This is a genomic window from Nocardia mexicana NBRC 108244, assembly GCF_001613165.1.
Lineage (GTDB): Bacteria > Actinomycetota > Actinomycetes > Mycobacteriales > Mycobacteriaceae > Nocardia > Nocardia mexicana.
This window is the reverse complement of the sequence record NZ_BDBV01000003.1, coordinates 46,456-72,736: the sequence shown is the minus strand read 5'-3', so window position 1 is coordinate 72,736 and position 26,281 is coordinate 46,456. Positions and strand designations below refer to the sequence as shown.

The window sequence follows — 26,281 nt, the reverse complement described above, 5'->3', positions numbered from 1 at the left end:
GTTGCTGTGGCCGATATGATTGTGGGGACAGGTGATTCGCAACCGGTGGAGGCGCGGTGTTATTCGATCGCGGGGTGCTGCTCGAAATCGCGCCGCGCAGCTGGCTGGTGCTGGCTGTCGTATTGCTGGGGTTCATGGTGTTCGTGGCCCTGCTGGTGCTGTTGCTCGTCAACGGAAGCAGTTTCGACGATCCGGCCAGCAATCCGCCGATCACCAAAGGTTCCTGCTACCCGTTCTGCACGGCCACCCCGGCGCCGCCCCCGCCGCGCTGAATACTTCAGTTGCTTTGCGGTGTAGCCTGATTCGCTCCGGCTAGACCCAGATGCCCTTGCCGACCGTCACCACGCCACCGTTGCTGACGGCGAACCGTTCCCGGTCCCTTTCCGTGTCGACGCCGATGATCTCGCCCTCGCCGACCATCACGTTCTTGTCCAGGATCGCCCGGCGCACCACCGCGCCGCGCCCGATCCGCACCCCGGGCATCAGCACGCTGCCCTCCACGGTCGCGCCGTCCTCGACGAACACGTTCGACGACAGCACCGAATTGCGCACCGTCGCCGCCGACAGGATGCTGCCCGACCCGACGATCGACTCCTGCGCCAGCCCGCCCTGCGCGAACTTGGCCGGCGGCAGATTCTCCGCGGCGCCGCGGATCGGCCAGTGCTTGTTGTACAGGTTGAAGATCGGATGCACCGACACCAGATCCATATGTGCGTCGTAGAAGGCGTCGATGGTCCCCACATCGCGCCAGTAGCCGCGATCGCGGTCGGTGGACCCGGGCACGTCGTTGCGCGCGAAGTCGTACACGCCCGCCTCGCCCTGCATGACCAGTGACGGGATGATGTCGCCGCCCATGTCGTGGTCGGAGTCGGCATTGTCGGCGTCGGCGCGGATCGCATCCACCAGCACCTTGGTGCTGAACACGTAGTTGCCCATCGACGCGAACGTGACGTTCGGATCATCCGGGGTGCCCGGCGGGTGCACGGGCTTCTCCAGGAACTGGGTGATCCGCCCGGCCTCGTCGGAGTCGATACAGCCGAACGCACCGGCCTCGCTGCGCGGCACCCGGATTCCGGCCACGGTCACGCCCGCGCCGGAGTCGATGTGATGCGCCACCATCTGCTCCGGATCCATCCGGTACACGTGGTCGGCGCCGAACACCACGATGTAGTCCGGATCCTCGTCGTAGATCAGATTCAGCGACTGCATGATGGCGTCGGCGCTGCCGGTGTACCAGCGCGGCCCGAGCCGCTGCTGCGCGGGCACCGGGGTGATGTACTCGCCGCCGAAGCCCGACAGCCGCCAGGTCTGGGAGATGTGCCGGTCCAGCGAGTGCGACTTGTACTGGGTGAGCACGCACAGCCGCAGATATCCGGCGTTGACCAGATTGGAGAGGACGAAGTCGATCAGGCGGTACGCACCCCCGAACGGGACCGCCGGTTTGGCGCGGTCCTTGGTGAGCGGGAAGAGTCGCTTGCCCTCACCACCGGCGAGCACGATCCCGAGTACGTGCGGCTGGCTCCTCACAACGCCAACTTACCGCTGCGCACCACGCTGTGTCCTGAGGCGGCCGCGGTGCGGTCGCCGACCAGCCGACAGAGTTATCGCAGGCTGCCGTCTCGAGCCGACCCCATCGGCCGCTGCGCGGCTGCGCCGGAGTCGCCACGCGTTCGACTGCGGGACGCCTGGTCGGCTGCGTACGCATGGCCGCGACAACCGCCAGGCGTTCGGCCGAGGGCGCCCGTTCGGCCGCAAACTTACCGGCGCCGCATCCGTGTGGGAGTGGTCACGCCGGGGGTGAACGATTAGGTTGGACCGGTGAGTTTCGGCGCGGAGGGTGGACGCGAGCCGACCGAATCGCGGGAGCGGGCCCGGCTTCAGGTCGCGGTACTGACCCGTGAATATCCGCCGGAGGTGTACGGCGGGGCCGGGGTGCACGTCACGCAGCTGGTGTCGCAACTGCGGCGGCTGAGCGAGGTGACGGTGCACTGCATGGGAATGCCGCGCACGGATGCCGTGGTGCACCAACCGGATCCGATGCTGTACGCCGCCAATTCGGCCCTGCAGATGATGTCGGCGCAGCTGCGCATGGCCGACGCCGTCGGCGGCGTGGACGTGGTGCACTCGCACACCTGGTACACCGGGCTGGCCGGGCATCTGGCCGCCACCCTATACGGGATCCCGCACGTGCTGACCGCGCATTCGCTCGAACCGCGCCGGCCCTGGAAGGCCGAGCAGCTGGGCGGCGGCTACCGGCTGTCGTCGTGGTCGGAGCGCAATGCGATGGAGTACGCCGACGCCGTGATCGCGGTCAGCCAGGGCATGCGCCGCGATGTGCTCGACGCCTACCCGACCGTCGACCCCGCGCGGGTGCACGTGGTGCACAACGGGATCGACGCCGACGCCTGGTGTCCCGGCGGCCCCGTCGACGGTGCCCGGGACGTGCTGGCCGAACTGGGCGTGCGCACCGACGCGCCGATCGTCGCCTTCGTCGGGCGCATCACCCGGCAGAAGGGGGTCGCGCATCTGCTGGCCGCCGCCCGGGAATTCGATCCGGATATTCAGATCGTGCTGTGCGCGGGCGCGCCCGACACCCCGCAGCTGGAGGCCGAGGTATCGGCGGCCGTGGCGGAGCTGTCGCGGCGCCGCGGCGGCGTGTTCTGGGTGCGGGAGATGCTGCCCACCGAGCAGGTGCGCCAGATTCTGGCGGCCGCAACGGTATTCGTCTGCCCCTCGGTGTACGAGCCGCTGGGCATCGTGAACCTGGAGGCGATGGCCTGCGGCACGGCGGTGGTGGCCTCGGATGTGGGCGGAATCCCGGAGGTGGTCGAGGACGGCGCCACCGGCCGCCTGGTCCCCTACGACGACGCCTCGCCGGAGGAGTTCGAGTCGGGACTGGCCCGCGCGGTCAACGCCATAGCCGGAGATCCTCTCCTCGCAGGCTCCCTGGGCGCCGCCGGCCGCGCCCGAGCCATAGCCGAATTCGACTGGGCCCGCGTAGCCGAGCAAACCGTCCGACTCTACGACCGCATCCGCAAGGGCTGAGGCCCGGCCGAAAGCACGCTGCGGATTGCTCAGCGGACCGTGTAGGTGGCGACCGTGACCGAGGCGGTGACCTCTACGGCCTCGGGGAGGGCCGCGATAAGGCCCGCGCGTCCGTCGGTGGCGTGGAAGGCGGAGGGGCCCATGGCGGCGATGTGGGCGACGTCGGTGTGGTCGAGTGCCATCGGGTATTCGACGAGAAGACTGTCGAGGCGGTCGAAGCGGCCGGACAGGGCATCGGCGAGGCGGGCGTCCTTGGCCGTGTCCACGCGCACCATATCCAGCGGGGCGATCAGTTCGGACAGGTGCCGGGGAGTCGGGGTGACAACGACGAACCGGCCGCCGGGCGCGAGGACGCGCGCCACCTCGTCGGGATTGCGGGGAGCGAACACCGACAGCACATGGGTCAGCGCGCCGTCCCGGATCGGCAGTCCGCGCCAGGCGTCGGCCAGCACCGAGGCGGCGCGAACATGGGCGCGGGCACCGCGCCGGGCTGCGGGTTTGGAGACGTCCAGGGCGATCCCGTACGCCGATGGCACCGCATCGAGGGCCGCGGCCAGGTAGTAGGCCGTGCCGGAGCCGATCTCCAGCATGGCGCGCGAGGGCGGGCCGGAGGTGACCGCCGCCGCCACGGCGTCGGCGATCGGTGCGAAATGGCGGGCCCCCTGAAAGGCGGCACGGGCGTCCAACATGTCCGCGGTGTCGCCGGTCATTTTGGTCGACGCACCGGTCAGGAGGCTGACGTAGCCCTGCCGGGCCATATCGAAGCTGTGCCCGCGGGCACAGATGAGCGAGCGGTCGCGCACGGTCATGGCGTCGCCGCATTCGGGGCAAGCCAGAAACCGCGCGACCGCGGCGAGCGGTGACGCGGTGTCCGCTCGCGCCGGGTTCACCGGCATGAGACGGGACGAGTGACTAGCTGCTGGTGACTTCGGTGAGCTCCTTGCCGAGGGCCGCGGCCTCGTCCGGCGTGAGCTCGACGACCAGACGCCCGCCACCCTCGAGTGGAACCCGCATGACGATTCCACGCCCTTCCTTGGTTGCCTCGAGGGGACCGTCCCCGGTGCGGGGCTTCATGGCCGCCATCCTCTGCTCCCTCCAGATCCGCGCGGTCTGCTGCGCACTTTCTTGGAACTCGTGTTGTCACCAACAGGTAGCCCACGCGCACGGCCGGGCCGTGCCCGCGGGGCTACACCACGCCTATTCTTCCTCATCACGGAACTGGGCGGGTACCTGAGTTCGAAAACCGACCGGCGTGGCGCGGCCTCAGCCGCGCACATCGACCCAGCAATCGGCCAGATGATCATCCACCATACCGGTCGCTTGCATCAGCGCATACGCGGTCGTGGGGCCCACGAAACGGAACCCACGCCGCTTGAGTTCCTTTGCGAGAGCAACCGATTCGGGCGTGGTGGCGGGGACGTCGCCGAGCGTGGCGGGACGCGGGCGCGGCGGCGGAGCGAACGACCAGAGCAGCTCGTCGAGGCCGGTTCCGAGCTCGCGAGCAACCTTGGCGTTGGCGATGCAGGACTCGATTTTGGCGCGATTGCGCACAATGCCCGGATCGGCCAGCAGCCGCTCCGCATCGGACGCGGTGTAGTCGGCCACCCGGTCGATGACGAACCCGTCGAAGGCCGCCCGGAAGGCCGGGCGCTTGCGCAGGATGGTGATCCACGACAGGCCCGATTGGAACGCCTCGAGGCACATCCGCTCGAACATCGCGTCGTCACCGTGCAGGGGGCGGCCCCACTCCTGGTCGTGATAGTCGCGGTACAGCTGGGAGGACTCCGACCACCCGCACCGGATCTTGCCGTCCGAGACCACCGCCTCGGCCTGCGGGGCGCTCACTTCGTGTCCTGACCGGCCGCTCCCGGAGGTTGCACCTCGGGAATAGCGGGGTTGGGGCCGGGAATAGAGGCGTTGGAGCCGGGAACAGCGGGGTTGGGGCCGGGAATAGCTGGGCTGGAGCCGGGAACAGAAGGGTTGGAGCCGGGAATGGCTGGGCTGGAGCCGGGAACAGCGGGGTTGGGGCCGGGAACAGCCGGGTTGGAGCCGGGACCGGTGGGATGGGACGACTGCTCGCTGCCCGGATTGCTCGTCGGCTGCGGCCCGTCGTGCCCGGTAGTCGACATGTTGAGGGTGTGGGGCGGCTGTGCTTCTCGGTCGGCGGGCTCTCGGCCGTGGGGTGGTGTGCCGGGTGCGACGGCCGGGATGGTCGTCGGGCGGTGGGTCGGCTGGGTGGTCTCGGGGCCCGGCCACTGATCGGTTACCGGGGTGGGCGGGTGACCGGCGGTGGGAGCGCCGCCATCCTCGGGGAAGCCGCGCCAGGCCTGCTCGGGCGTCTGCTGCTGCGTGGTCGCGGAGTGGCTGGTCGGCCATTCGCGGGTCCGGGTCCACGGACCGGTCTGGGCGGTCTGCGTGGGGAATGCGCCTGTGCTGCCGTTGGCGGGCTGTTCGCCCCGGAATTGGACCAGCTGTGTCTCGAGTTCATCGATGCGGGCGGCGAGCCGGGCCAGGGCCCAGTCCACCTCACCGGTCTTGTAACCGCGGAACACCTGCTGGAAACGCAGCGACCGCACATCGCCGCCGTGGATGCCGGTGGCCGGCAGCACGGTGGCCGTGGTGCCCTCGGGCAGCGGGCCCAGTTCCTCGCCCCGTCCGAACACCGCGCTCGCGACCAGGAACAGCAGCGCGGCCACCAGGCCGACGATCAGCACGTACAACAGCAGCGTGAGCATACCGACGAGGATATGCGGCCGCCCCGACAGCTTCGAAGCCCCCGAGGGTGCGGCCGCCCCGCGGGTACCGGTCCGCTTCCCCGAATCCGGCCCGGTTCCCGCGAATGATCAACCGCCCGTTCACCTTTCTCCGGTGCGACGGAAACAATAGGCGGCGGCCGCCAGGTATTGGCGGCACCTTCCGCCGTGACCGGCGTGCACGGCGAGGATGAACCGGGCGCGGTCGTAGGTGAGGTCGGCCGGTTCGTGTGCGCAGTCGCGGCTGTCCATCAGCCACCGGTCGCGGGCATCCGAGGGTGGTGCGTACATCGGTGGTACCTCCAACTGGTGCGGTGCACCCGGTGCCGCGAAACCGGGGGTCTCAGGATCGCCGCCCTCGGTTTGCGTCATCTATTTGCGAAGGATTTTCGCCGCGGCACCGGGTGCACCTTCAACTTTCGCGGTATTCGGTCCGTTGCGGAATCGCGCAGCGTTGGCGTTGGTGTTGGCTTACTGTTGGCACACGGGTACGAAACGGGGTGTTAACAATGGTGTTGGGTCGGCCCTGGACCGGATTCGAGGCCGTCGCACTGCAGGAGGCGACGCGAAAATCCGTGCGGGAGTTCGCGGCTCACCTCGGGGTCGAGATGACGACCGTGGCCAACTGGCGGTCCGGTCTGAGCGCGGTGACGCCCCGACCGCTCACCCAGGAGCTGCTGGACACGCTGTTGGTGCAGGTCGATTCGGAAGTGCGAGAGCGATTCGAGACGATTCTCGCCGAGGGTGAGCAGGCGCTGGGCCTGCGCCGGCTACCGGCCCGCCGCGCCGCGACGGTGGCCGTTTCGGTCCCGCTCGCCACCGGGCACGACGTCGCCCTGATGTCCCGGCTCGACGATGCCCGGATCGTCATCGACCGCACCCTGGCCGCCGGCACGATCGGTCCCGCGATGGTGGAGCTGATGGAGGAGCGCGCCGCGGGCCGGGTTCTCGCCTACACCCGCACGCCGCCGACCGACGTGCTGTCCACCGTGCTGCCGGATCTGCTGGAGGTGCAGTCGATTTCGACGCAGCGCCAGCCCGCCGCCATCCAATCGCGACTCTCCGAGGTCACCGCCGTGTTGGGGCTGCTGCTCGCCGATGCGCTGATGAAGCTCGGCCAGATCGAGCGGGCCAACTACTGGTACGGCACCGCGCGCCTGGCCGCGGACGACACCGCCGACCGCCGACTGCGGGCACGGGTGCGGGCCCAGCACGCGATGCTGCCCTACTACTACGGCAGTCCCGAACAGGCCGTCGTGCTGGCCCGTGCCGCCCAGGCGCAGCTGCCGGAGACCGCCGACGACGCGACCGCGCTGGCGGCCGCCGCGGAGGCGCGGGCGCTGGCCCGGCTCGGCGACGCCGACGGCGCCGATCTGGCGCTGACGCGGGCCCGGCGGCACATCGAGGAGATCGGCGACGCGGTCACTGACGAGGCGTTCCGGTTCAGCGAAAAGCGTTTGCTGCTCTACCAATCCGGCACGCTGACCAATCTGGGCCGCACCGCCGCGGCGCGGCGCGCGCAGGAGCGCGGGCTGCAGCTGTATCGGGGTAGCCCGGCCGTGGTGGTCGATCCCGCGCTCATCGAACTCGACGCGGCCATCTGCCACGCCCTCGACGGCGCGGTCGACGAGGCCTGCGGACTGGCCTCGCAGGTGCTGACCAGGCTGCCTGCCGAGCATCGCACCACCATCGTGATGACCCGTGCGGCCGCGGTCGTCGAGGCGATCCCCGAACACAGCCGGGGCCGCCGGGTGGTCGACGAGTTGCGCCGGGCGGTGGCGGCCGGGGCCGGGGAGCCGCGGTGACCACCGTGTTCGAGGCGGCGGTCGACCGTGCGACCTCCGCCGACTTCACGCCGCAGCGGACGCGCTGGATTCTGGAAACAGCGTGCCGCCGTGGCGGATTCGACCCGGCCGAGGCCGAACTGCTGCGCCATCACACCAATGCGGTGTACCTCCTGGCGAGCGAGCCGATCGTGGTGAAGATCGACCGGCCGTGCGGGGGAGCGGCGCCGATCGACGTTGTCGCCCTGGTGCGCTGGCTGCGGACTCGGCGTGTGCCCGCGGTACCGCTGGCCGGTGCGACGCAGCCGGTCGAGATCGACGGGTGCGCGGTCACCTTCTGGCGCTATCTGCCCCAGCAGCGCGAGATCGTCGCCGCGGACCTGGCGGCACCGCTGGCCCGGTTGCACAATCTGAGCAGCCGCCCGGCGCAGTGGCTGCCGACGCGTCATCTCCGCGACACCTTCGCCCGCATCGCCCGTGCCATCGACGCCAACACGATCCTGCCGCCCAGCGATCGGCGGCTGCTGCGCGCCGAGCGGAATCGGCTCGCGGCGGGCTGGGACAAGATCACCTATGTGCTCCCCCCGGGGCTGATCCACGGCGACGCGCACCACCGGAATACCCTGTGGGACAACGTGACCGAGCGCAGCGTGCTGTGCGACTGGGAGAGCGTGACGATCGGGCAGCCCGAGTGGGATCTGGTCACCCTCGAGGTGCACTGCCGCCGCTTCGCCCATCATCCCGCCGAATACGACACGTTCTGCCGCGACTACGGTGTCGACATCCGCACCTGGCCCGGCTTCGCCTGGCTCCGCGACCTGCGCGAACTCCGCATGATCACCACCAATGCCTGGAAGTCCGCACCGGGCTCGGACAGCGCCCGGGAGGTGTTGCGCCGCATCGAGGGCCTGCGCACCGGCACCCCCTTGACCTGGAACATCCTCTAACGCAACGTACCCCGCGGCACGCCTCCCCCTCCCGCACCCTTTGCGTATTCCCGCACAGGTTCCAGCGCTCTGCAAGGGGTGCGTGAGCGTGTAAGGGGTGCGGCGATGATCGGAGTGGGGGTTACGTGTGGCGGGTGGTGTCGATGCCCAGGGACATGCCCGCCAGGCCGCGGCGACGGACGGCGAGTTTGTCGGCGATGCTCTGGAGGGCTTGTGCCGCAGGGTCTTCGGGGGCGCGCAGCACGATCGGGGTGCCCTCGTCGCCGGATTCGCGCAGTTCCTGGGTGATCGGGATCTGGCCGAGCAGGGGGACCTCGGCGCCGACGGCCTTGGTGAGGCGGTCGGCGACGGACTGGCCGCCGCCGGAACCGTAGAGCTCCATGCGGCTGCCGTCGGGCAGGTCCAGCCAGGACATGTTCTCCACCACGCCCGCGATGCGCTGCCGGGTCTGCAGTGCGATGGCGCCGGCCCGCTCGGCCACCTCGGCGGCGGCCGGCTGCGGCGTGGTCACCACCAGGATCTCGGCGTTGGGGATCAGCTGGGCGATCGAGATCGCGACATCGCCGGTGCCGGGTGGCAGGTCCAGCAGCAGCACGTCCAGGTCGCCCCAGAACACGTCGGCGAGGAACTGCTGCAGCGCCCGGTGCAGCATCGGCCCGCGCCACACCACCGGGGTGTTGCCCTGGGTGAACATGGCGATCGAGATGACCTTCACGTCGTGCGCGACGGGCGGCATGATCATCCGCTCCACCTGGGTGGGGCGCTGATCGGTGCCCAGCATGCGCGGGACCGAGTGGCCGTAGATGTCGGCGTCGAGGACGCCCACCGACAGCCCGCGCGCGGCCATCGATGCCGCGAGATTCACTGTCACGCTGGACTTTCCGACGCCGCCCTTACCGGAGGCGACCGCGTACACCCGGGTCATCGAACCGGGCTGGGCGAACGGGATCACCGGCTCGGCCGAATCGCCGCGCAGCTTCTTGCGCAGCTCGGTGCGCTGCTCGTCGCTCATCACGTCGAGTTCGACGCTGACCGCTCCGGCGCCCGGCACGTCGGCGACGGCCCGGGAGACCATATCGGTCAGCGTGGTGCGCAGCGGGCACGCCGCCGTCGTCAGGTAGATCTCGACGTGGACGCTGCTGTCGGCGCCGATCGCGACGGTCTTCACCATGCCCAGCTCGGTGATCGGTTTGCGGATCTCCGGGTCGTTCACCTTCGCGAGGGCGCCCCGCACATCCGATTCCGTAACCACAGGCATGTCGCCGAGTCTAGTTACCGGGATCAGATGCGCGGCAGCTGGCCGGACGACGGGGCGACGCCGGTGCGATAGGCGACCTCCCAGGCCATCACGTTGGCCACGTAGGCCATCGAGTTGTTGTAGCGCATGATGGCGCGGGACTGCTGGGACAGGTCGTTCATGTCCAGGTCGCCCGAGCACAGGTACTTGCCCGCGGTGAGGGCGGCGTCGAACAGGTCCTGCGGATCGGAGATGCCGTCGCCGTCGCCGTCGGCCGCGTACTTGCGCCAGGTTTCGGGGAGGAACTGCATCGGCCCGACGGCGCGGGTGTAGGACGACATGCCGCCGTCGAGTTCGCCGTCGGTCGCGTGCACGACCTGATTGCCGCCCAGGCTGCCGTCCAGCACCGGCCCGTAGATCGGATCGATCGGGTAACCCTTGGCGTCGGCCTTACCGTAGGCGTGGTGCGACTCCACCTGCCCGATGCCCGCCAGCACCGACCACGGCATGTGACAGTTCGGATTCTCCTGTGCCAGAACACGTTCGGCATTCTGGTAGGCCGCCTGCGCGACGCCGGGCAGCCCCAGCGGCCCGGCGGGGAGATCGGCCGGGACCCGGCCGTCCGGCTGCGCAACGGTTTTCACGACGGGCGGCCCGGTGTGCTTAGCCGCCTTGAGCATTCCGCCCGACTCCGCGGACGGCCCGGGTCTCGCGGCCTGCTCGTCCTGATCCTGTTGCAGTGCAGACAATGTCGCGTGCTCGGCGGTGTTCACTTCAGCCGCCGAAGCCGCGCTCACGGCGACGACTCCCGCGGGTACGAGCCCAGTCAATGCGATAACAGATCCGCGTCCAACATTCCTAGCAGGTTGTTTGCGGTGACGTCCCACGGTGCGGTGACCCTCCATTGCTCGCTGTGAGCTTTTCGTGACACAACGAGATCAGGTTACCGCATCCGAGACCTTTTCGTTACTGCTTCGTGACCATCTTTCCGGTTTGGCTCCGAGCCGGGATTCCTATGCCGCCGGGGGCAGCGGAATCACGATGCCGAAGGGCAAGGTCATGGCCGGTGCGGGCGGCGGCAGTGGGGCGACCGACTCGGCCGGTTCGGCGGGCTCCACCGGGCCGGGTTCCGGTGTCTTCGCCGGGGTTTCGGCCTGTTGCTGTTCCGGTGCCGCGGCCTCCGGTGCGGGCGCCGGGGGCTGTTGCCCGTTCGGCTGTCCGGGTACCGGTTGTGCCTGCGGCTGCGCGCAGGCGGCCGGGCGGGGCTGGGCGTTCGGATCGTGCGGCGCGTTGGGATCGGCCTGCTGGGCGTCCGCGGGCCGGACCGGATCGCCCGGGGCCCACCGCAGCTGCTCCGGCGCGGCCGGATCGCCCGGTTTCGGCATCGGGGCCGGAACCACGACCTGATCGCACGGCTGCGGCGGGGGCGGCGGGCAGAAGATGCCGCACGGGATCGGCGGCAGGCCGGGGATGTTGATCATCACCTGGGTCTGCACCGGCGGCTGCATCGTGGTCGCCGCGGTCTCGGGCGGCGGCGCCTCGCCGCTCGGGGTCGGGACCGTGGAGTTGACCGCCATCATGTCCGCGCCGGAGGGCGGGGTCTGCATGGTGCCGGGCGGAATCAGGCCGGGGGAGATATCGACCTGGGTCGGCGCGCCGCCGGTCTTGTAGGCGTTGGACCAGCTCAGCACGTTCGCCGCGTAGGACAGCGAATTGTTGTAGCGCAGTACCGAGCGCAGCTCCTGCTGCGGGTCGCGCAGGTCCAGCCCGCCCGAGCACAGGTACTTGGCGGCGCCGACCGAGGCGTCGAAGACATTGTTCGGATCCGACACGCCGTCGCCGTTGCCGTCGGAGGCGTAGTGCGCCCAGGTGCCGGGGAGGAACTGCATGGGCCCGACCGCGCGCACATAGCCGCCGTCGGACGCCTTGATGATCTCGTTGCCCGGCAGCGTGCCGTCCAGCGCCGGGCCGAAGATGGTCCCGGTCGTGGTGCCGGCGGCATCGGTCTGGCCGTGCCGGGCGTGGCCGGACTCGATGCGGCCGATGCCCGCCAGCAGATGCCAGCTCAATCCGCAGTTCGGCATCGAGGACTGCATCGCCAGCTCGGCGTTGCGGTAGGCGGCCAGCACGATCTCCGGGATGCCCAGGGCGCCGCCGCCCGGTAGGGCGATGTCGCGCAGCGGGACAGTCCCGGCGAACGGCGGCACGCCGTCGGCGGGGCTGGTCATCGCGCGAAGTTTGCGCGGCGGTTCCGGGGCCGCCGGAACCAGTCCCGCCGATTGGTCGGCCGTGGTGGTTCCGGAGTCCGTCGGCGCCGTCGCGGCCGCCAACTGTGCATCCGCCGTCTTCGGCGCGCTGGTGCGGGCGGGCGTGTGCTGCGCCGATCCCGAAGCCATCAATCCCGCAACCACCAGCGCCGACACGGTTATCGGACCAGACATTCGCATCGGCACACCAATCCCCTCGTAGCCATTCGGTGACTGAGATCATACGCACTGTCTGAGTCAGTCACTTCCCGCAACGTGATCCAGGTTACCCGGCAGTCAGCTTGTTGTTATCGATATTTGCGGTCAGTTGCCATCGATTTGTGGCGAAATAGGTACCCGACCCCTCTTTCGATCGGTAACCTTCCTCGATTTGGGAGATGGAACAGAATCTTCATCATCCAATGATGCACTCAGCTCGAGGCGTGTCAGCGCCTCTTTGATGTCCTCGAGCTCTCGACGCAAATAGTCTCGCGTGGTGACCTCGCCGACCGCGATCCGCAACGCCGCGAGCTCCCGGGCCAGGAATTCGGTGTCGGCCTTGGTCTGCGCGGCGCGAGCCCGATCCTCCTCCAGGGAGACCCGGTCCCGGTTGTCCTGGCGGTTCTGGGCCAGCAGGATCAGCGGCGCGGCGTAGGCGGCCTGGGTGGAGAAGGCCAGATTGAGCAGGATGAACGGGTACGGATCCCAGCGCAGCCGGACCGCGAAGACGTTGAGGACGATCCAGACGATCACGATGACCGTCTGCAGCGCCAGATAGCGCCCCGTGCCCAGAAACCGGGCGACCCGTTCGCTGCTGCGCGCCAGCGCCTCGGCATCGAAATCGAATCGGAACCGGTTCTCGACCGGCGTTTCCAGCCGCCCGCGCGGCTTGTCGTTGCGTTCGGTCATGGTGTGTCCTCTCCGGCCAGCGTGAGGCCCTGCCCTCCGGCGGCGACCCCGTGGGCGCCGGAGGGAACCGCGTGCGACTCGTCCTGCTCGCGCCAGTCCTCGGGCAGCAGGTGGTCGAGGACGTCGTCCACGGTGACCGCGCCCAGCAGGTGGTTCTCGGCATCCACCACCGGACCGCAGACCAGGTTGTAGGTGGCGAAGTACCGGGTGACCACGCCCAGCGGCGCCTCGGGCTGCAGGCGGGCCAAGTCCTTGTCGACCAGGCCGCCGACCAGGGTGGCCGGTGGTTCGCGCAGCAGTTGCTGAATGTGGACGCAGCCCAGGTACCGGCCGGTCGGGGTGGCGGTGGGCGGGCGGACCACGAACGCCATCGACGCCAGCGCCGGCGTCAGGTCGGGGTCGCGGACCCGGGCCAGCGCCTCGGCGACCGTGGCCGCCGGGGTGAGCACCACCGGGGCGGACGTCATCATGCCGCCCGCGGTGTAGGGGGAGTATTCGAGCAGGCGGCGCACCGGCTCGGACTCCTCCGGATCCATCAGCGACAGCAACGCCTCCGCCTCGCCGGTGGGCAGCTCGCCGAGCAGGTCGGCGGCGTCGTCGGGATCCATCGCCTCGATGACGTCGGCGGCGCGCTCGGTGCCCAGCTGCTGCACCACCTCGATCTGATCGGCCTCCGGCAGCTCCTGCACCACATCGGCGAGCCGCTCGTCGTCGAGGGCGCGGGCCAGTTCGATGCGGCGCTTGGCGGGGAGTTCGCGCAGCAGGTGCGCGACGTCGGCCGCGCGCAGGCCCTCGTACTGCTCGAGCAGCGCGGCGACGCTCTGGCCGGGCATATTCAGTTCCTGCTGGGTCAGCCCGCGCAGATCGGACCAGTTCACCACGTGCGTGGCACCGCGTCGGCGGAGCGCGCGGCCCAGCCCCCGGCGTTCGCGCACCGCCACCTTCGCCACCACCCAGTCGCGGGTGCGGGTCTGCTCGATGCCCAGGTCGATCACGAGCACATCGACACTCTGCAGATCGGGCAGCTCCGGTTTATCGACGCGCACCGTGGAGTCGAGAAGCTGCGCCAGGGCCAGCATTTCGCCGTGCCGCTGCTGGAAGCGGCGCAGGCTCACCGTGCCGGTGTTGAGGTTGACCGAACCGGGCTCGATCGCGGTCACCCGTAGCATCGGCACGAAAATCCGCCTGCGCGTGGGCAGTTCCACGAGTAGTCCGAGCACCCGGGGCTGCTGGCGGTCGTAGCGGATGGAGATCACCACGTCCCGGACGCGGCCGATAGACTCCCCGTCCGGACCCAGCACCACCAGGCCCGCCAGCCGGGCGGCAAAGACCTTCGTCGCTGCCATGTTGCAAGGCTATGTGGTGCAGCGCCCGAATCACGAACTTCAGGAGCCGTGCATGTCAACTCGCCGTACCGGGCTCACCCCCTCCCGACGCTCGGTGCTCGCCGTACCCGGCAGCAACCCCAAGATGATCGAGAAGGCCAAGGGCCTGCCCGCCGACGAGATATTCCTCGATCTCGAGGACGCGGTGGCCCCGGCCGCCAAGGCGACAGCTCGGGCGAACATCGTGGCGGCACTCAACGAACCTGGCTGGGGCGACCAGATCCGGGTGGTGCGGGTCAACGACTGGACGACGCAGTGGACCTACGCCGATGTGATCTCGGTGGTCGACGGCGCGGGCGCCGAGTTGGACGCGCTGTTGCTGCCCAAGGTGGTCGACGCCGGGCAGGTGCGGGCGCTGGACCTGCTGCTGACCCAGCTGGAGAAGTCGGGCGGGCTCGAGGTCGGCCGCATCGCGATCGAGCCGCAGATCGAGAACGCCCAGGGGCTGCGCAACATCGACGAGATCGCCACCGCCAGCCCGCGCGTGCAGACGCTGGTTTTCGGGCCCGCCGACTTCATGGCCAGCATCAACATGCGCACACTGGTGGTCGGGGAGCAGCCGGAGGGCTACGACACCGGCGACGCCTACCACCACATCCTGATGACGATCCTGCTCGCGGCGCGGGCCCACGGGCTGCAGGCCATCGACGGGCCGTACCTGCAGGTGCGCGACCTCGACGGCTTCCGCCGGGCCGCGAACCGCACGGCCGCACTGGGTTTCGACGGCAAGTGGGTGCTGCACCCGTCGCAGATCGAGGCCGCCAACGAGATCTTCTCGCCGCGGCAGGCCGAATACGACCGGGCCGAGGAGATCCTGGACGCCTATGCCTTCCACACCTCGGTCGAGGGCGGGGCGCGCGGGGCGGCCATGCTCGGCGACGAGATGATCGACGAGGCGAGCGCGAAGATGGCGCAGGTGATCGCGGACAAGGGCCGCGCCGCGGGGCTGCGGCGGACCACCCGGTTCGTTCCGCCGCCACGGGCGGACTGAGCCCGCGGCGGAATCGGCCGATGTGCGCCGGTCCGTGGTCGAGCCCATTCTCGATCGCCGGTGACGCTCGCTGTGCCGGATGCGAGCCGGTCTGATTCGGACACGGCCGTGGATGTGAGCCCGGACTGACACGCGGCGCGTTCCGGGCGTGTGGGTACACGGTTGGCGTGGGACCTAGCATGATGGGGGATATGACCAATCCGTTGGGGAGCTCGAATCGCAATCGGCCGGGTCTGCCGACACCCCCGTCCGGCTGGCCGGTCGGGTCGTATCCGACCTATGCCGAGGCGCAGAAGGCGGTCGACTACCTGGCCGACAATCACTTCGCGGTGGAGAACGTGACCATCGTCGGCGTCGATCTGATGCAGGTAGAGCGGGTGCTGTATCGGCTGACGTGGGGCAAGGTCATCGGCGGGGGCATGGTGTCGGGTGCCTGGCTGGGTCTGTTCCTGGGTCTGCTTTTGAGCCTGTTCGTCAGCGGCAGCGCATTCGGCCCGCTGGCGGTCGGCCTGGTGGGCGGTGTCATCTTCGGTGTCATCTCGACCTCGATCCCGTACGCCGCCACCCGCGGCCAGCGCGACTTCGCCTCCACCATGCAGCTGGTGGCCGGTCGCTACGACGTGCTGTGCGAGCCGAAGGCGGCCGAGCAGGCCCGCGACATGCTGGCGCGGCTGGCGCTGTAGTCGATGGATGTTGTCGGCAAGGTCCGGGCCGCGGCGCTCGGGCATTTCGGTGTGTCCACGGCCGATTCGGCATCGGTGACCTTCCTGGGGCTGGAGCCGATCGAGATCCTGCGGATTCCCGACGGCGAATTCGTGCACTACGTGACGGTGGGCGGGGCCAGGCACCCGATGACCGACCCCACCTCCGAGCTGGCCGACCCGACTCGGGGACCGCGCGCGGAACTGGTGCTGACGCTGCGCGGCGGGGTGGGCGGCCATGCCGGCCTCACCCGCGGACTCGGCGTGCTGATCGCCTCGCCCGCGGTGGAAGGCGTTGTGCTGCAGGATGATGCGCTGCTGGATCTGGGAGAACCGTTGTGGCACAACGCCCCTTTCACCGCGGCGCTGCTGAGCCCGGCGGACCTCCCGGACGTCGATCTGCCGGAACCCGCTGAGCCCGTACGGTTTCTGGCCGTTTCGCCGATCACGGCGACTGAGGCCGCGTGGGTGCGTGTGCGCGGTGCGGGAGCGCTGCGTGACGCGTGGAGCGAGGCCGGAATCGATGTGCGTGACCCGGAGCGGGGCGCCGCGAACCTGTAGTTCGCAGCTTCGATGGCCTACAGCCAGTTGTTGCGGCGCAAGGTGTACAGCAGCCCGCCGCAGATGGTGAGGATGATGATCCACACCATCAGGTACCCGTACTTCCAGTGCAGCTCGGGCATGAAATCGAAGTTCATGCCGTAGATGCCCGCGGTCATCGTCGGCACCGCCGCGATCGCCACCCACGAGGAGATCTTGCGCATATCGGTGTTCTGCTGCACGGTCACCTTCGCCAGCGCGGCGTTGATCAGCGAACTCAGCGCGTCGTCGAAGTCGCTGATGCGCTCGGCGACCGCGGTGTGATGGTCGGCCACGTCGCGCAGATAGCGCCGAACCTCCTTCGGCACAGGCAGATCCGTACCGCGCGACAGCACCTGCAGCGGCAGCGCCAGCGGATTGACCGCTCGCCGCAGCTCGACGACCTCGCGCTTGAGCTGGTAGATGGATTCCACCGCGAGGCGGCTGCGTGGGGTGAAGACCTCCTCCTCCATCTCCTCGACGTCGGATTCGATCTCCTGGGTCACCGAGATGTACGAATCCACGACGTGGTCGGCGATCGCGTGCAGCACGGCACCCGGGCCGAGAGCGAGCTGCTGCGGGTTGGCCTCGAGCTCGCGGCGGACTCCGGTCAGCCCGGTGTGTTCGCCGTGGCGCACGGTGACGACGAATTCCCGGCCGACGAAGACCATGATCTCGCCGGTCTCCACGATCTCGCTGACGGCATGCAGATCGTGCTCCACGTATTTCACCGTGCGCAGCACCAGGAACAGGTCGTCGTCGTAGCGCTCCAGTTTGGGGCGCTGACGGGCGTGCACCGCATCCTCGACCGGAAGTTCGTGCAGCCCGAATACCCCTGCGATCTCGGCCATCTGGTGCTGGTCCGGCGTATGCAGTCCCACCCAGACGAAACCGGCGCCGCGCTCGCGGACCGTGGCGAGCCCCTCGGCGGGGGTGTTCCGGCCCGGCAGCCGCTCACCCTCCACGTAGACGGCGCAATCGATGATCGCCCGCGCGGTCGGGACGGGTATCCGAGGGAGCGGACCGTCCGCCTTCCCACGCCCGCGGAACGACGGTATGGGTGGAATCTGCGGCATTGGAGGGATGCTAGTCGGCCCCGATCGCATCGACCTCCGGCCGAGGTCGGCCGAACCGTACTCGTCGACGGCGGGTGGTCCCGATCGCAGCGGCGTGCACCGTGATCGACGGTGCCGAAACGCACTTCGGCAAGATGGACAGGGTGCGCATCGACCTGCATACCCACTCCACCGCCTCCGACGGCACCGATACTCCCGCGGAGCTGGTTCGCCACGCCGCCGCGGCGGGGCTCGACGTCGTCGCGATCACCGACCACGACACCACGTCCGGCTGGACCCAGGCCACCGAGGCGCTGCCGCCCGGGATGACCCTGGTGCGGGGCATGGAGATGTCGTGCGTGGGCCTGGGGGAGGACGGCTGGCCGGTGCCGGTGCATCTGCTGGCGTACCTGTTCGATCCCGCCGACGCCGCGTTCGCGCAGGAGCGGGAGCGGCTACGGGCCGAGCGGGTCGCCCGGGTGCGTTCCATGGCAGAGAAGATGGCGGCGGACGGCCTCCCGGTCGATCCGGACCAGGTGCTGGCCTCGGCGGGACCGTCGGCGGGGCGGCCGCATCTGGCCCGGGCCCTGGTGGCCGCCGGGGTGGTGCCGACCGTGGACGCGGCGTTCGTCGACCTGCTGGCTCCGCGCGGCCGGTACTACGTGGAGAAGGCCGACACCCCGCTGCGCCGCGCGGTCGAAATGGTCGCCGCCGCGGGCGGGGTCACCGTGGTGGCCCACGCGCGGGCGCGCAAGCGCGGCCGGATGCTGGCCGTCGAAGACATCCGGGAGCTGGCGACCCTCGGCCTGGGTGGGCTGGAGGTCGACCACCCCGATCACAGCGACGCGGATCGTAGGGTGCTACGCGGGCTGGCCGGCGAGCTCGGCCTGATCACCACCGGCTCGTCGGACTACCACGGCACCAACAAGACCATCCGGCTCGGCGAATTCACCACGGCCCCCGACCAGTTCGAGGAGCTGGCGGGCAAGGCGTCCGGGGTCCCGGTGATCACGTCGTGAGCGCGCGGACACCGAGAGGCCGGGGATGAGACTGCTCCGCGCGCTGAGCGGAATCGTTGCCGGTGGCCTGGTGGTGCTGACCGCGGTGCTACTCGGCGCCGAACTCGTGGGCCAGCGGCGGGGGTTCCCGGGCCCGGGAACGGCGACGCTCGCATGGCATATCGGGTTGTCGGCGATGGCTGTCGCGGCGCAGATTTTCGCCGACCGCCGTCGAGGTTTTGCGGCCTTTTCCGGGTCGGTGGTCGTTTTTGTGGCGGCGGGTTATCTGTTGGTTACGCAATGGTGGAATTGAGGTCCGCGTAACGGTTGCGATCGGGTGAATTGTGGCCGAATATTTTTCTTTGTGAGCGACACAGCGGCGGATGTCCTGGTGCTGGGTGGCGGCCCCGCCGGGGCCTGGGCCGCCCTCGCCGCCGCACACGCCGGGGCGCGGGTGGTGCTGGTCGACAAGGGGCGGTGCGGCAGCAGCGGTCCGACCGCGAAAGGGTCTGTCGCCCTGTGGAACATCCCGCCCGGACCGGCACGCGAGGAGGCGGTGGACCGCAGCTTCCGGCACGGCGGCGAGCTGGGCGACCAGGAGTGGATGCACCGGGTGCTGCAGGAGACGCACCGCCGGGTGGATCAGTTGGTCCGCTGGGGTTATCAATTTCCGGGGGAGCGGGCCGGGCGGCCGACTCGGGTGCGCCTGGACGGCTCGAAATATCTCGGCCGGATGCGCCGCAGTCTGATCGTGGCCGGGGTGCGCATTCTCGATTACCATCCGGCGCTGCAATTGCTCGTCGATTCCGAGGGCGTGGTGTCGGGCGCCGCGGGGCTGCAGGTGCGCAACGGGTTCGGCGCCTGGAGCGTGCGGGCGAGCGCGGTGGTGCTGGCGACCGGCGGCTGCGCATTTCTGTCCGGCGGCGCGGGCAGCGACGTCGACACCGGTGACGGTCTGCTGATGGCCGCCGAGGTCGGCGGGGAGCTGTCGGGCATGGAGTTCTCCAACGCCTACGCCCTGACGCCGGTCGGCGATCTCGGCTGCGCCGCCGTCGCCGACGAGGTGCCGGGCCCGGGCATCGCCCCGGCCCCCGACCTGGCCTTGCATTTCGCCACCCTCTACGACGAATCCGGCACCGCGCTCGGCGGTTCCGGCTTCGGGTCGCGGGCCGCGGCGTTCGCCGCCATCGCCGACGGGCGGCGGGTCTACGCCGCGCTGGACGAGATTCCCGGACCGCTGCGCAAGCAGCTGGCTCGGACCCCGCTGTTCGCCGCGCAGGGGTGCGATCCCGTGCGGATACCGCTGCGGGCGGTCCTGGAGGGCACCGTGCGCGGCACCGGCGGTGTGCGACTGGTCGGATTCGACTGCGCCACCACGGTTCCCGGGCTGTTCGGCGCGGGCGACGTGACCACGCGCGAGCCCATCACCGGCGCGGTCGGCGGATTCGGCGGCCAGGGCGGGGCGTGGGCGATCTCCTCGGGCGTCTGGGCGGGTGCGGGTGCGGCCGGATTCGCGGGCAGGCGTCCGGGGCTGGGCAAGGCTCGGCCGGCGCACGGTGCGGGGCTGAACGCCACGGCCGGTATCGACCCGCGCGCGGTGGTCGGGCTGGTGCAGGAGCACACGCTGCCGCTGCGGCGCAGCTACTGGCGCAGCGCGGGCAGCCTGCGCGACAGCATCGCCGAACTCGACGGCATGTGGCCGGTGACAGAGGCCGACCTCGGCGGCAAGGGGCCGGACCGGCTGCGGGCCCGGCAGGCGGCGGCGCTGCTGGCGGTGGCGCGGTGGACCAAATACAGCGCACTGGCCCGCGCGGAGACTCGCGGCATGCACCGGCGCACCGATCATCCGGGCGCGGCCAGCGATTGGCGGGTCCGGTTGCGGGCGGGGGGAGTGGAGTCGGTGTGGGTGCGGCCGGAGCAGTGCGATCCGGGAGAGGCGCCGCAGCAGGCGGATTTGACTCCGGCGTAGGTCACGACCTCACATCGGGTTCGCCACGCCCGGTGCGACAGTTCACTTTCCCCGCATCCGGAGCTGCGAGTTTCCCCTTACCCAGGGGTAATTCGGGGTCGCTACCCTCGGGAGATGGCAGCACGCACCGCGAGGCGATTTGGCAAGCCGCCGTTTCGGCTGGCAGAATATTGCGGATTCCCGGCCGACGCCACCGCCCGGTCCGGGACGGTTGGTGACCTACGGTCCGTGACGCACGGCTCCGGATCGCGGATCACCCCACAGCATTGCCCGGACCCACCCGTCCGGTTCTCGCTCGACAGCTCTGTGCAGCGATACGCAAACCGTGTGCCGTAATGCCCCCTGTTCCTTGCCGCGATGTAACCAGTGCGGGCATTTCGCGTCGGACCCGAGCGTGGTCAGCGCACCTGTCAGTAACCCGAAAAACCCCTAATCCTGATACCCGGCGGTAACCGCAGGCCGGGCTAGCCACCACCGAGCAGGAGTGAGATCGTGTCACCCGTGACTGACGCACCGAACGCCGCCACGGCGAGCCGTGAGAATGATGCGGCCAGCCTGTCCGCTATTACGCACGAAGAGATTTTCGCGGGACACCTCGGAGGCAAGCTCTCGGTGGAACTTGCGGCGCCCCTCGACACGCAGCGTGATCTGTCCATCGCCTACACCCCGGGTGTAGCGCAGGTCAGCCGCGCCATCGCGAAGGACGAGGCGCTGGCCAAGCGCTACACCTGGACCGACCGGCTGGTCGTCGTGGTCAGCGACGGCACCGCGGTGCTCGGCCTGGGCGATATCGGCCCGCGCGCCTCGCTGCCGGTGATGGAGGGCAAGGCCGCGCTGTTCAAGAAGTTCGCGGGGCTGGACTCGATTCCGATCGTGCTCGACACCAAGGATGTCGACGAGATCGTGGAGACGCTGGTCCGGCTGCGCCCGAGCTTCGGCGCGGTGAACCTGGAGGACATCTCCGCGCCCCGCTGCTTCGAGATCGAGAAGCGGGTCGTCGAGGCGCTGGACTGCCCGGTGATGCACGACGACCAGCACGGCACCGCCATCGTGGTGCTGGCGGCGCTGAACGGTGCCGCCAAGGTACTCGGGCGCGATATCTCCGGCATGAAGGTCGTGGTGTCGGGGGCCGGCGCCGCCGGCGTCGCCTGCACCAATATCCTCCTGGCCGCGGGCGTGTCCGACATCGTCGTGCTGGACTCTCGCGGCATCGTCGGCCGGGATCGCACCGATCTCAACGAGATCAAGGCCGAGCTGGCCGAGCGCACCAACCCGCGCGGGATCAGCGGCGGCGCCGCCGAGGCGATGGCCGGGGCCGACGTGTTCCTGGGCCTGTCGGCGGGCACCATCGCGGAGGACCTGATCGCGTCGATGGCGCCGGAGTCGATCGTGTTCGCGATGTCGAATCCGGATCCGGAGATCCACCCCGAGGTGGCGCACAAGTACGCCGCGGTCGTGGCCACGGGTCGCAGCGACTTCCCGAACCAGATCAACAACGTGCTCGCGTTCCCCGGCGTGTTCAAGGGCGCGCTGGACGCGGGCGCGCGGCGCATCACCGAGGGCATGAAGGTGGCCGCGGCCAACGCCATCTTCGGCGTGCTGGGTGACGAGCTGTCCCGGGACAAGATCATCCCGAGCCCACTGGACCCGCGGGTCGCCCCGGCGGTGGCGGAGGCCGTGGCCTCCACCGCGCGCGCGGAAGGCGTTGCGTAACAGGCTGTTCTGTCGAACGAAGAGCGCCCCGTTCAGCGGCGAACGGGGCGCTCTTCGTCTGTCCGGGGCCGGAATGGGCATGGCTCGGGAACGTGGCTTCGCCGAATGACGCTGGGGCAGCGGGCGTTACGGTGGATTCTGTGGCCCACGACGACGCCGTGCCCGTTCGCGGTTCGCGGGTTGTCGAATTAGACTGTGCCGTCGGGAGAGGGCGGTGCACATGGGTTTTCGGCGGATTCTCGAGAAGCTGCTGCGCCGAGATCGATCCGAGCAGTGGCAGGCACCGGTCCGCGCGAGCGGACGCGCCGGGGGCGTCGTGCGGGATCTGGACAAGTTGCGGCGGATCAACAAGCGCAACCGGCCGCGCCGCCCCGGCCAGCCCGCGCCCGGGTGGGGCGACGGCGGTTGTACCGGAGGGGGCGGTGGCGGCGAGTAGCGTTGTCGGCCCGCTAGGGACCGGCGGGCGCGCGGCGCAGGCGGCCGGTGCCCGGGGCGCTGGCCCATACGGCGAAGGCCAGGATGGCGTCCAGGACCAGCGCCAGGGCGGCGACGAGCAGGGCGCCGACCAGCACGCGGTCGTATTTGTACAGGCTGATGCCGTCGAAGATGTAGCGGCCCAGGCCACCGAGGTTCACGTAGGCGGCGATGGTGGCGGTGGCGACGACCTGCAGCGTGGCCGAGCGCAGGCCGGTCAGCAGCACCGGCAGCGCGTTGGGGACCTCCACGCGGAACAGCACCTGGCGTTCGGTCATGCCCATCGCCCGGGAGGCATCGACCACATCGGGATTCACGTTGGCGATCCCGGCGTAGGCGCCGGCCAGCAGCGGCGGAATGCCGACGGTGATCAGCGCCAGCAGCGGGGGAATCAGCCCGAGACCCAGCAGCAGCACCACGAACGTCAGCAGGCCCAGGGTGGGCAGGGCGCGCATGGCGTTGGCGAATCCGACGATCACGGCGGCGCCGCGGCGGGAGTGGCCGACCAGCAGTCCGATCGGGATCGCGATCACCGCCGACAGCGCGACGGCCAGCAGGCTGTACCACAGATGCTCCAGCAGCCGGTGGTCGATGCCCGCGCTGCCACCCCAGTTCGCCGAATCGGTGAGATAATGCCAGGCGTCGAGGAAAAGGTTCATGCGCCAACCTCTTTCGATGCACCGACGCCTTTCGCCGGATCGATGGCCGTGCGCAGGCGCCGGGCCAGCGTCGGCCGATCGGTCCGTAGCCACGGCGTGCACCAGCGGCCGACCAGATACAGCGCCCGGTCCACGATCAGCGCCAGCACCAGCACGACGATGATCCCGGCGACGATCTCGTCCGGATAGTTGCGCTGATAGCCCTGGGTGAACAGCTTGCCCAGCCCGCCCACGCCGATCAGCGCGCCGACGGTCACCATCGAGATATTGGTGACCGCCACCACCCGCAGATTGGCCACGAAAACCGGTATCGCCAACGGAAATTCGACGGTCAGGGCGCGCCGCAGGCGGGAGTAGCCGATGGCGTCGGAGGCATCGAGCACGGCGGCCGACACCGAATCCAGCGCCACCGGCACCGCGATCACCAGCAGTGCGACCGAGTAGATGCTCAGTGCGATAACGACATTCAGCGGATCGATGGCGGGGATGCCGGCCAGCGGCGGAATGATCACGAACAGGGCGAGCGAGGGGATGGTGTAGGCGAGGCTGGCCAAGGTGACGGTGGTCCGCCGCACCCACGGGACGCGGCGCACCAGGGTGCCGACCGGGATCGCGATCACGAGGCCGATCAACAGGGGCACCAATGCCAGGTATAGGTGGGTACGCGTGAAACCGGCTATCTCGGAGAAGTTGTCGACGAGGTATCTCATCGCACTCCCTCCTCCTCTTCGAAGAAGTGCCGGTTGCGCGCGGCATCCTCGCCCGATCGTTGCTGCGCGAGTAGTTCGATGATCTCCGTCGCGAGTACCCCGCCGCACGCCGCGCCCGAATTATCCACGGCCACACCGATTCCCGACGGCGAGGAGATGGCCGCGTCCAGCGCCTGGCGCAGGTCGCCGCCGGGAACGAACAGCGAACCACCGGCGGACATGCTCTCGGCCCACGCGTGCCCGGCGCGCACGCCCTCGACACCCGTGACATCCACCCAGCCGAGCGGATGCCGCTGCTCGTCGACGACCAGCACCCATTCGCCCGGCTCCAGGCGCAGCCCGGTGACCTCCTCGGCGGTGGCGGTCCGGATATCGTGCAGCACAACGTCTTCCGCGCTTCGGAACGACAATCCGCGATAGCCTCGGTCGCGCCCGGCGAAGTCGGCGACGAAGTCGGTCGCGGGCTGGGCCAGCAGATGCTGCGGCGGATCGTACTGCTGCAGCACCCCGCCGCGGGCGAAGACCGCGATCCGGTCCCCGAGCTTGATCGCCTCGTCGATGTCGTGGGTGACGAACACGATCGTCTTGTGCAGTTCCGCCTGCAGGCGCTGCATCTCGGCCTGCAACTCCTCGCGCACCACCGGGTCGACCGCGCTGAACGGCTCGTCCATCAGCAGGATCGGCGGGTCGGCGGCCAGCGCCCGCGCGACGCCCACGCGCTGCTGCTGCCCGCCCGACAACTGCGCCGGATACCGTTGCGCCAGACCGCGATCCAGACCCACCCGATCCAGCACATCGAGCGCGGCCCGGCGCGCGGCGCGGCGGGTCTGGCCGCGCAGCACCGGGACCGTCGCGACATTGTCGAGCACGGTGCGGTGCGGCAGCAGCCCGCCGCTCTGGATGACATAGCCGATGCCGAGCCGCAATCGCACCGGATCGACGGTCGAAATGTCCTCGCCGGAGACGGTGATCGTGCCCGAGGTGGGCACGATCATCCGGTTGATCATCCGCATCGATGTGGTCTTACCGCAGCCGGACGGGCCCACGAACACGGTGAACGACCCGGAGTCGATGCGCAGATCCAGATCGGTGACGGCGGTGGTGCCGTCCGGATAGGTCTTGGTGACGCCGCTGAACTCGATCGCGAGTTCGGTTGTGTCCGTTGTTCCCTCACTCACGGGGGTGAGTCTCCTAACCGATCGGCTTGTCCAGGCCCTGCGCGGACACCCACGCCTTGGCGGCCGCGGCGGGCTCGGTCTTGGCGGCGCCGGATACGGCCTCGTTGAGCGAGACCAGTTCCGCCGTGGTCAATTTCGCCGATACCGCGTCGAGCACCCGGACGGCCCGGTCCGACTTCTCCTTCGCGTTCAGCAGCGGCACCACGTTCTGGGCGGCGAAGTTGTTCTTCGGATCGTCCAGCACCACCAGGTTGTTCTCCTTGACGGCCGGAGACGTGGTGAAGATGTCGGCCGCGGTCACCTGACCGGAGGTCAGCGCGCGCACGGTCGCCGGGCCGCCGCCGTCGCCGATCGGGACGAACTTGTCCTTGGCGATATCGAGGCCGTAATTGGTCTTCAGGCCGGGCAGCCCGTAGGTGCGCTCGGAGAACTCCGCGGGCGCACCGAAACTCACCTCGGCCGAGTGCGGGGCCAGGTCGCCGATGGAGCGCAGATTCCATTTGTCGGCGGTGGCCCGGGTGACGACCACGGCGTCGGAATCCTCGCCGGGCGCGGGGGCGCCGATGGCGAGTTGGTCCCCGAGCGCCGCGGTCAGGGCCTGGTTCACCTGGTCGGCGGCCGTGGCGGTCGCCGACTTGTCCAGGTACTGCAGCAGATTGCCGGTGTAGTCCGGGATCAGGCCGATCGAGCACTGGCGCAGCGCCGGGATGTAGGCCTCGCGGCTGCCGATATTGAGCTTGGTGTCGATGTTGAAACCGTTGGCGCGCAAGGCTTCCGCATAAATATTGGCGACCGTCTCGGATTCCGGGAAGTTCGCCGAGCCGATGGTGAGGTCGCTGTCGTTGCCGTCGCAGTCACCGGAGCCGCTCGAGAGCGGGTCGCTGTTGCCGCCGCAGGCCGACAGCGCCATGGCGGCCGCCAGGGCGACGGCGGTGGCGAGGAAGCGCG

At 69.7% G+C, this 26,281-nt stretch carries 28 protein-coding genes; 12 read left to right on the top strand and 16 right to left on the bottom strand.

The genetic code is table 11. The features are described from left to right. Positions 1-56: 56 nt before the first annotated feature. Complete coding sequence (locus NM1_RS02020; protein WP_084519072.1) at positions 57-272, top strand: hypothetical protein; 216 nt, start codon at positions 57-59, stop codon at positions 270-272. Between the two features lie 40 nt (positions 273-312). Here the strand turns inward: NM1_RS02020 and glgC are convergent, their stop codons facing one another. Next, positions 313-1,527, bottom strand: coding sequence for a glucose-1-phosphate adenylyltransferase (gene glgC / locus NM1_RS02015; protein ID WP_068013143.1), 1,215 nt, complete (start codon positions 1,525-1,527; stop codon positions 313-315). 291 nt (positions 1,528-1,818) lie between these two features. On the opposite strand from glgC, the gene glgA reads away from it, so the two are divergent. Next, positions 1,819-3,045 (top strand): glycogen synthase, encoded by a 1,227-nt coding sequence (gene glgA, locus NM1_RS02010; RefSeq protein WP_068013141.1) that lies wholly within the window; start codon positions 1,819-1,821, stop codon positions 3,043-3,045. 29 nt (positions 3,046-3,074) lie between these two features. On the opposite strand, the gene NM1_RS02005 is transcribed toward glgA, so the two are convergent. From NM1_RS02005 to NM1_RS01990, 5 genes are all read right to left on the bottom strand, one after another. After that, positions 3,075-3,941 (bottom strand): putative RNA methyltransferase, encoded by an 867-nt coding sequence (locus NM1_RS02005; protein ID WP_068013139.1) that lies wholly within the window; start codon positions 3,939-3,941, stop codon positions 3,075-3,077. 16 nt (positions 3,942-3,957) lie between these two features. Continuing rightward, positions 3,958-4,128 (bottom strand): DUF3117 domain-containing protein, encoded by a 171-nt coding sequence (locus NM1_RS40710; protein ID WP_084519071.1) that lies wholly within the window; start codon positions 4,126-4,128, stop codon positions 3,958-3,960. A 180-nt stretch (positions 4,129-4,308) separates the two neighbouring features. Next, positions 4,309-4,890: a DNA-3-methyladenine glycosylase I gene (locus tag NM1_RS02000; protein WP_281278061.1), complete on the bottom strand. Its 582-nt coding sequence runs from the start codon at positions 4,888-4,890 to the stop codon at positions 4,309-4,311. Further along, entirely contained in the window at positions 4,887-5,780 is an 894-nt protein-coding gene (locus tag NM1_RS44560; protein ID WP_373864011.1) for a DivIVA domain-containing protein, read from the bottom strand. The genes NM1_RS02000 and NM1_RS44560 overlap by 4 nt, the downstream gene beginning before the upstream one ends. A gap of 120 nt (positions 5,781-5,900) precedes the next feature. After that, on the bottom strand, positions 5,901-6,089 hold the full coding sequence (locus NM1_RS01990; RefSeq protein ID WP_147288917.1) for a hypothetical protein: 189 nt from the start codon (positions 6,087-6,089) through the stop codon (positions 5,901-5,903). Positions 6,090-6,307: 218 nt separating this feature from the next. On the opposite strand from NM1_RS01990, the gene NM1_RS42890 reads away from it, so the two are divergent. Then, on the top strand, positions 6,308-7,603 hold the full coding sequence (locus tag NM1_RS42890) for an NsdA family TPR-like regulatory protein (protein ID WP_068013135.1): 1,296 nt from the start codon (positions 6,308-6,310) through the stop codon (positions 7,601-7,603). Further along, complete coding sequence (locus tag NM1_RS01980; RefSeq protein ID WP_084519070.1) at positions 7,600-8,529, top strand: phosphotransferase family protein; 930 nt, start codon at positions 7,600-7,602, stop codon at positions 8,527-8,529. Before NM1_RS42890 ends, NM1_RS01980 begins: the two co-directional genes overlap by 4 nt. A 121-nt stretch (positions 8,530-8,650) precedes the next feature. Here NM1_RS01980 and NM1_RS01975 read toward each other — a convergent pair whose 3' ends face one another. From NM1_RS01975 to NM1_RS01955, 5 genes are all read right to left on the bottom strand, one after another. Beyond that, the gene (locus NM1_RS01975; RefSeq protein ID WP_068013132.1) at positions 8,651-9,787 is read right to left on the bottom strand and encodes an Mrp/NBP35 family ATP-binding protein; all 1,137 of its coding nucleotides are present in this window, start codon (positions 9,785-9,787) and stop codon (positions 8,651-8,653) included. A gap of 23 nt (positions 9,788-9,810) precedes the next feature. Further along, positions 9,811-10,653, bottom strand: coding sequence for a lytic transglycosylase domain-containing protein (locus NM1_RS01970; RefSeq protein WP_068013372.1), 843 nt, complete (start codon positions 10,651-10,653; stop codon positions 9,811-9,813). A gap of 126 nt (positions 10,654-10,779) precedes the next feature. Further along, positions 10,780-12,207 (bottom strand): lytic murein transglycosylase, encoded by a 1,428-nt coding sequence (locus NM1_RS01965; protein ID WP_307719294.1) that lies wholly within the window; start codon positions 12,205-12,207, stop codon positions 10,780-10,782. 129 nt (positions 12,208-12,336) lie between these two features. Further along, on the bottom strand, positions 12,337-12,921 hold the full coding sequence (locus NM1_RS01960; protein WP_068013128.1) for a DUF1003 domain-containing protein: 585 nt from the start codon (positions 12,919-12,921) through the stop codon (positions 12,337-12,339). After that, positions 12,918-14,267 (bottom strand): magnesium transporter MgtE N-terminal domain-containing protein, encoded by a 1,350-nt coding sequence (locus tag NM1_RS01955; RefSeq protein WP_068013126.1) that lies wholly within the window; start codon positions 14,265-14,267, stop codon positions 12,918-12,920. Before NM1_RS01955 ends, NM1_RS01960 begins: the two co-directional genes overlap by 4 nt. A 52-nt stretch (positions 14,268-14,319) precedes the next feature. On the opposite strand from NM1_RS01955, the gene NM1_RS01950 reads away from it, so the two are divergent. From NM1_RS01950 to NM1_RS01940, 3 genes are all read left to right on the top strand, one after another. Beyond that, positions 14,320-15,297: an HpcH/HpaI aldolase/citrate lyase family protein gene (locus tag NM1_RS01950; RefSeq protein WP_068013368.1), complete on the top strand. Its 978-nt coding sequence runs from the start codon at positions 14,320-14,322 to the stop codon at positions 15,295-15,297. 191 nt (positions 15,298-15,488) lie between these two features. Further along, a complete protein-coding gene (locus tag NM1_RS01945) occupies positions 15,489-15,980 on the top strand; it encodes a YflT domain-containing protein (RefSeq protein ID WP_068013366.1) in 492 nt (163 codons plus the stop codon). A gap of 3 nt (positions 15,981-15,983) precedes the next feature. Then, the gene (locus NM1_RS01940; protein WP_084519069.1) at positions 15,984-16,559 is read left to right on the top strand and encodes a suppressor of fused domain protein; all 576 of its coding nucleotides are present in this window, start codon (positions 15,984-15,986) and stop codon (positions 16,557-16,559) included. 17 nt (positions 16,560-16,576) lie between these two features. On the opposite strand, the gene corA is transcribed toward NM1_RS01940, so the two are convergent. Beyond that, on the bottom strand, positions 16,577-17,653 hold the full coding sequence (gene corA, locus NM1_RS01935; protein ID WP_068013123.1) for a magnesium/cobalt transporter CorA: 1,077 nt from the start codon (positions 17,651-17,653) through the stop codon (positions 16,577-16,579). Positions 17,654-17,796: 143 nt separating this feature from the next. On the opposite strand from corA, the gene NM1_RS01930 reads away from it, so the two are divergent. The 5 genes from NM1_RS01930 to NM1_RS01910 all read left to right on the top strand — a co-directional run bounded on the left by NM1_RS01930 (position 17,797) and on the right by NM1_RS01910 (position 22,748). Further along, complete coding sequence (locus NM1_RS01930; RefSeq protein WP_068013361.1) at positions 17,797-18,651, top strand: PHP domain-containing protein; 855 nt, start codon at positions 17,797-17,799, stop codon at positions 18,649-18,651. 70 nt (positions 18,652-18,721) lie between these two features. Beyond that, the gene (locus NM1_RS01925) at positions 18,722-18,943 is read left to right on the top strand and encodes a hypothetical protein (RefSeq protein ID WP_255286155.1); all 222 of its coding nucleotides are present in this window, start codon (positions 18,722-18,724) and stop codon (positions 18,941-18,943) included. Positions 18,944-18,994: 51 nt separating this feature from the next. Then, the gene (locus tag NM1_RS01920) at positions 18,995-20,599 is read left to right on the top strand and encodes an FAD-dependent oxidoreductase (RefSeq protein WP_068013117.1); all 1,605 of its coding nucleotides are present in this window, start codon (positions 18,995-18,997) and stop codon (positions 20,597-20,599) included. A gap of 555 nt (positions 20,600-21,154) precedes the next feature. Continuing rightward, positions 21,155-22,312 (top strand): NAD(P)-dependent malic enzyme, encoded by a 1,158-nt coding sequence (locus NM1_RS01915; RefSeq protein WP_068013359.1) that lies wholly within the window; start codon positions 21,155-21,157, stop codon positions 22,310-22,312. Between the two features lie 220 nt (positions 22,313-22,532). Beyond that, positions 22,533-22,748, top strand: a complete 216-nt coding sequence (locus NM1_RS01910; RefSeq protein WP_068013114.1) for a hypothetical protein — start codon at positions 22,533-22,535, stop codon at positions 22,746-22,748. A 13-nt stretch (positions 22,749-22,761) separates the two neighbouring features. Here NM1_RS01910 and NM1_RS01905 read toward each other — a convergent pair whose 3' ends face one another. Genes NM1_RS01905 through NM1_RS01890 form a run of 4 tightly spaced genes read right to left on the bottom strand, consistent with a single transcriptional unit; the run spans position 22,762 to position 26,243 of the window. Further along, positions 22,762-23,445 carry an ABC transporter permease gene (locus NM1_RS01905; protein WP_068013112.1) on the bottom strand — a complete coding sequence of 228 codons (684 nt, stop codon included), beginning with the start codon at positions 23,443-23,445 and terminating at the stop codon, positions 22,762-22,764. Further along, the gene (locus NM1_RS01900; protein ID WP_068013110.1) at positions 23,442-24,155 is read right to left on the bottom strand and encodes an ABC transporter permease; all 714 of its coding nucleotides are present in this window, start codon (positions 24,153-24,155) and stop codon (positions 23,442-23,444) included. The genes NM1_RS01905 and NM1_RS01900 overlap by 4 nt, the downstream gene beginning before the upstream one ends. After that, positions 24,152-25,333 (bottom strand): ABC transporter ATP-binding protein, encoded by a 1,182-nt coding sequence (locus NM1_RS01895; RefSeq protein ID WP_373864010.1) that lies wholly within the window; start codon positions 25,331-25,333, stop codon positions 24,152-24,154. The genes NM1_RS01900 and NM1_RS01895 overlap by 4 nt, the downstream gene beginning before the upstream one ends. A 13-nt stretch (positions 25,334-25,346) precedes the next feature. After that, a complete protein-coding gene (locus tag NM1_RS01890; RefSeq protein WP_084519067.1) occupies positions 25,347-26,243 on the bottom strand; it encodes an ABC transporter substrate-binding protein in 897 nt (298 codons plus the stop codon). Positions 26,244-26,281 lie beyond the last annotated feature (38 nt).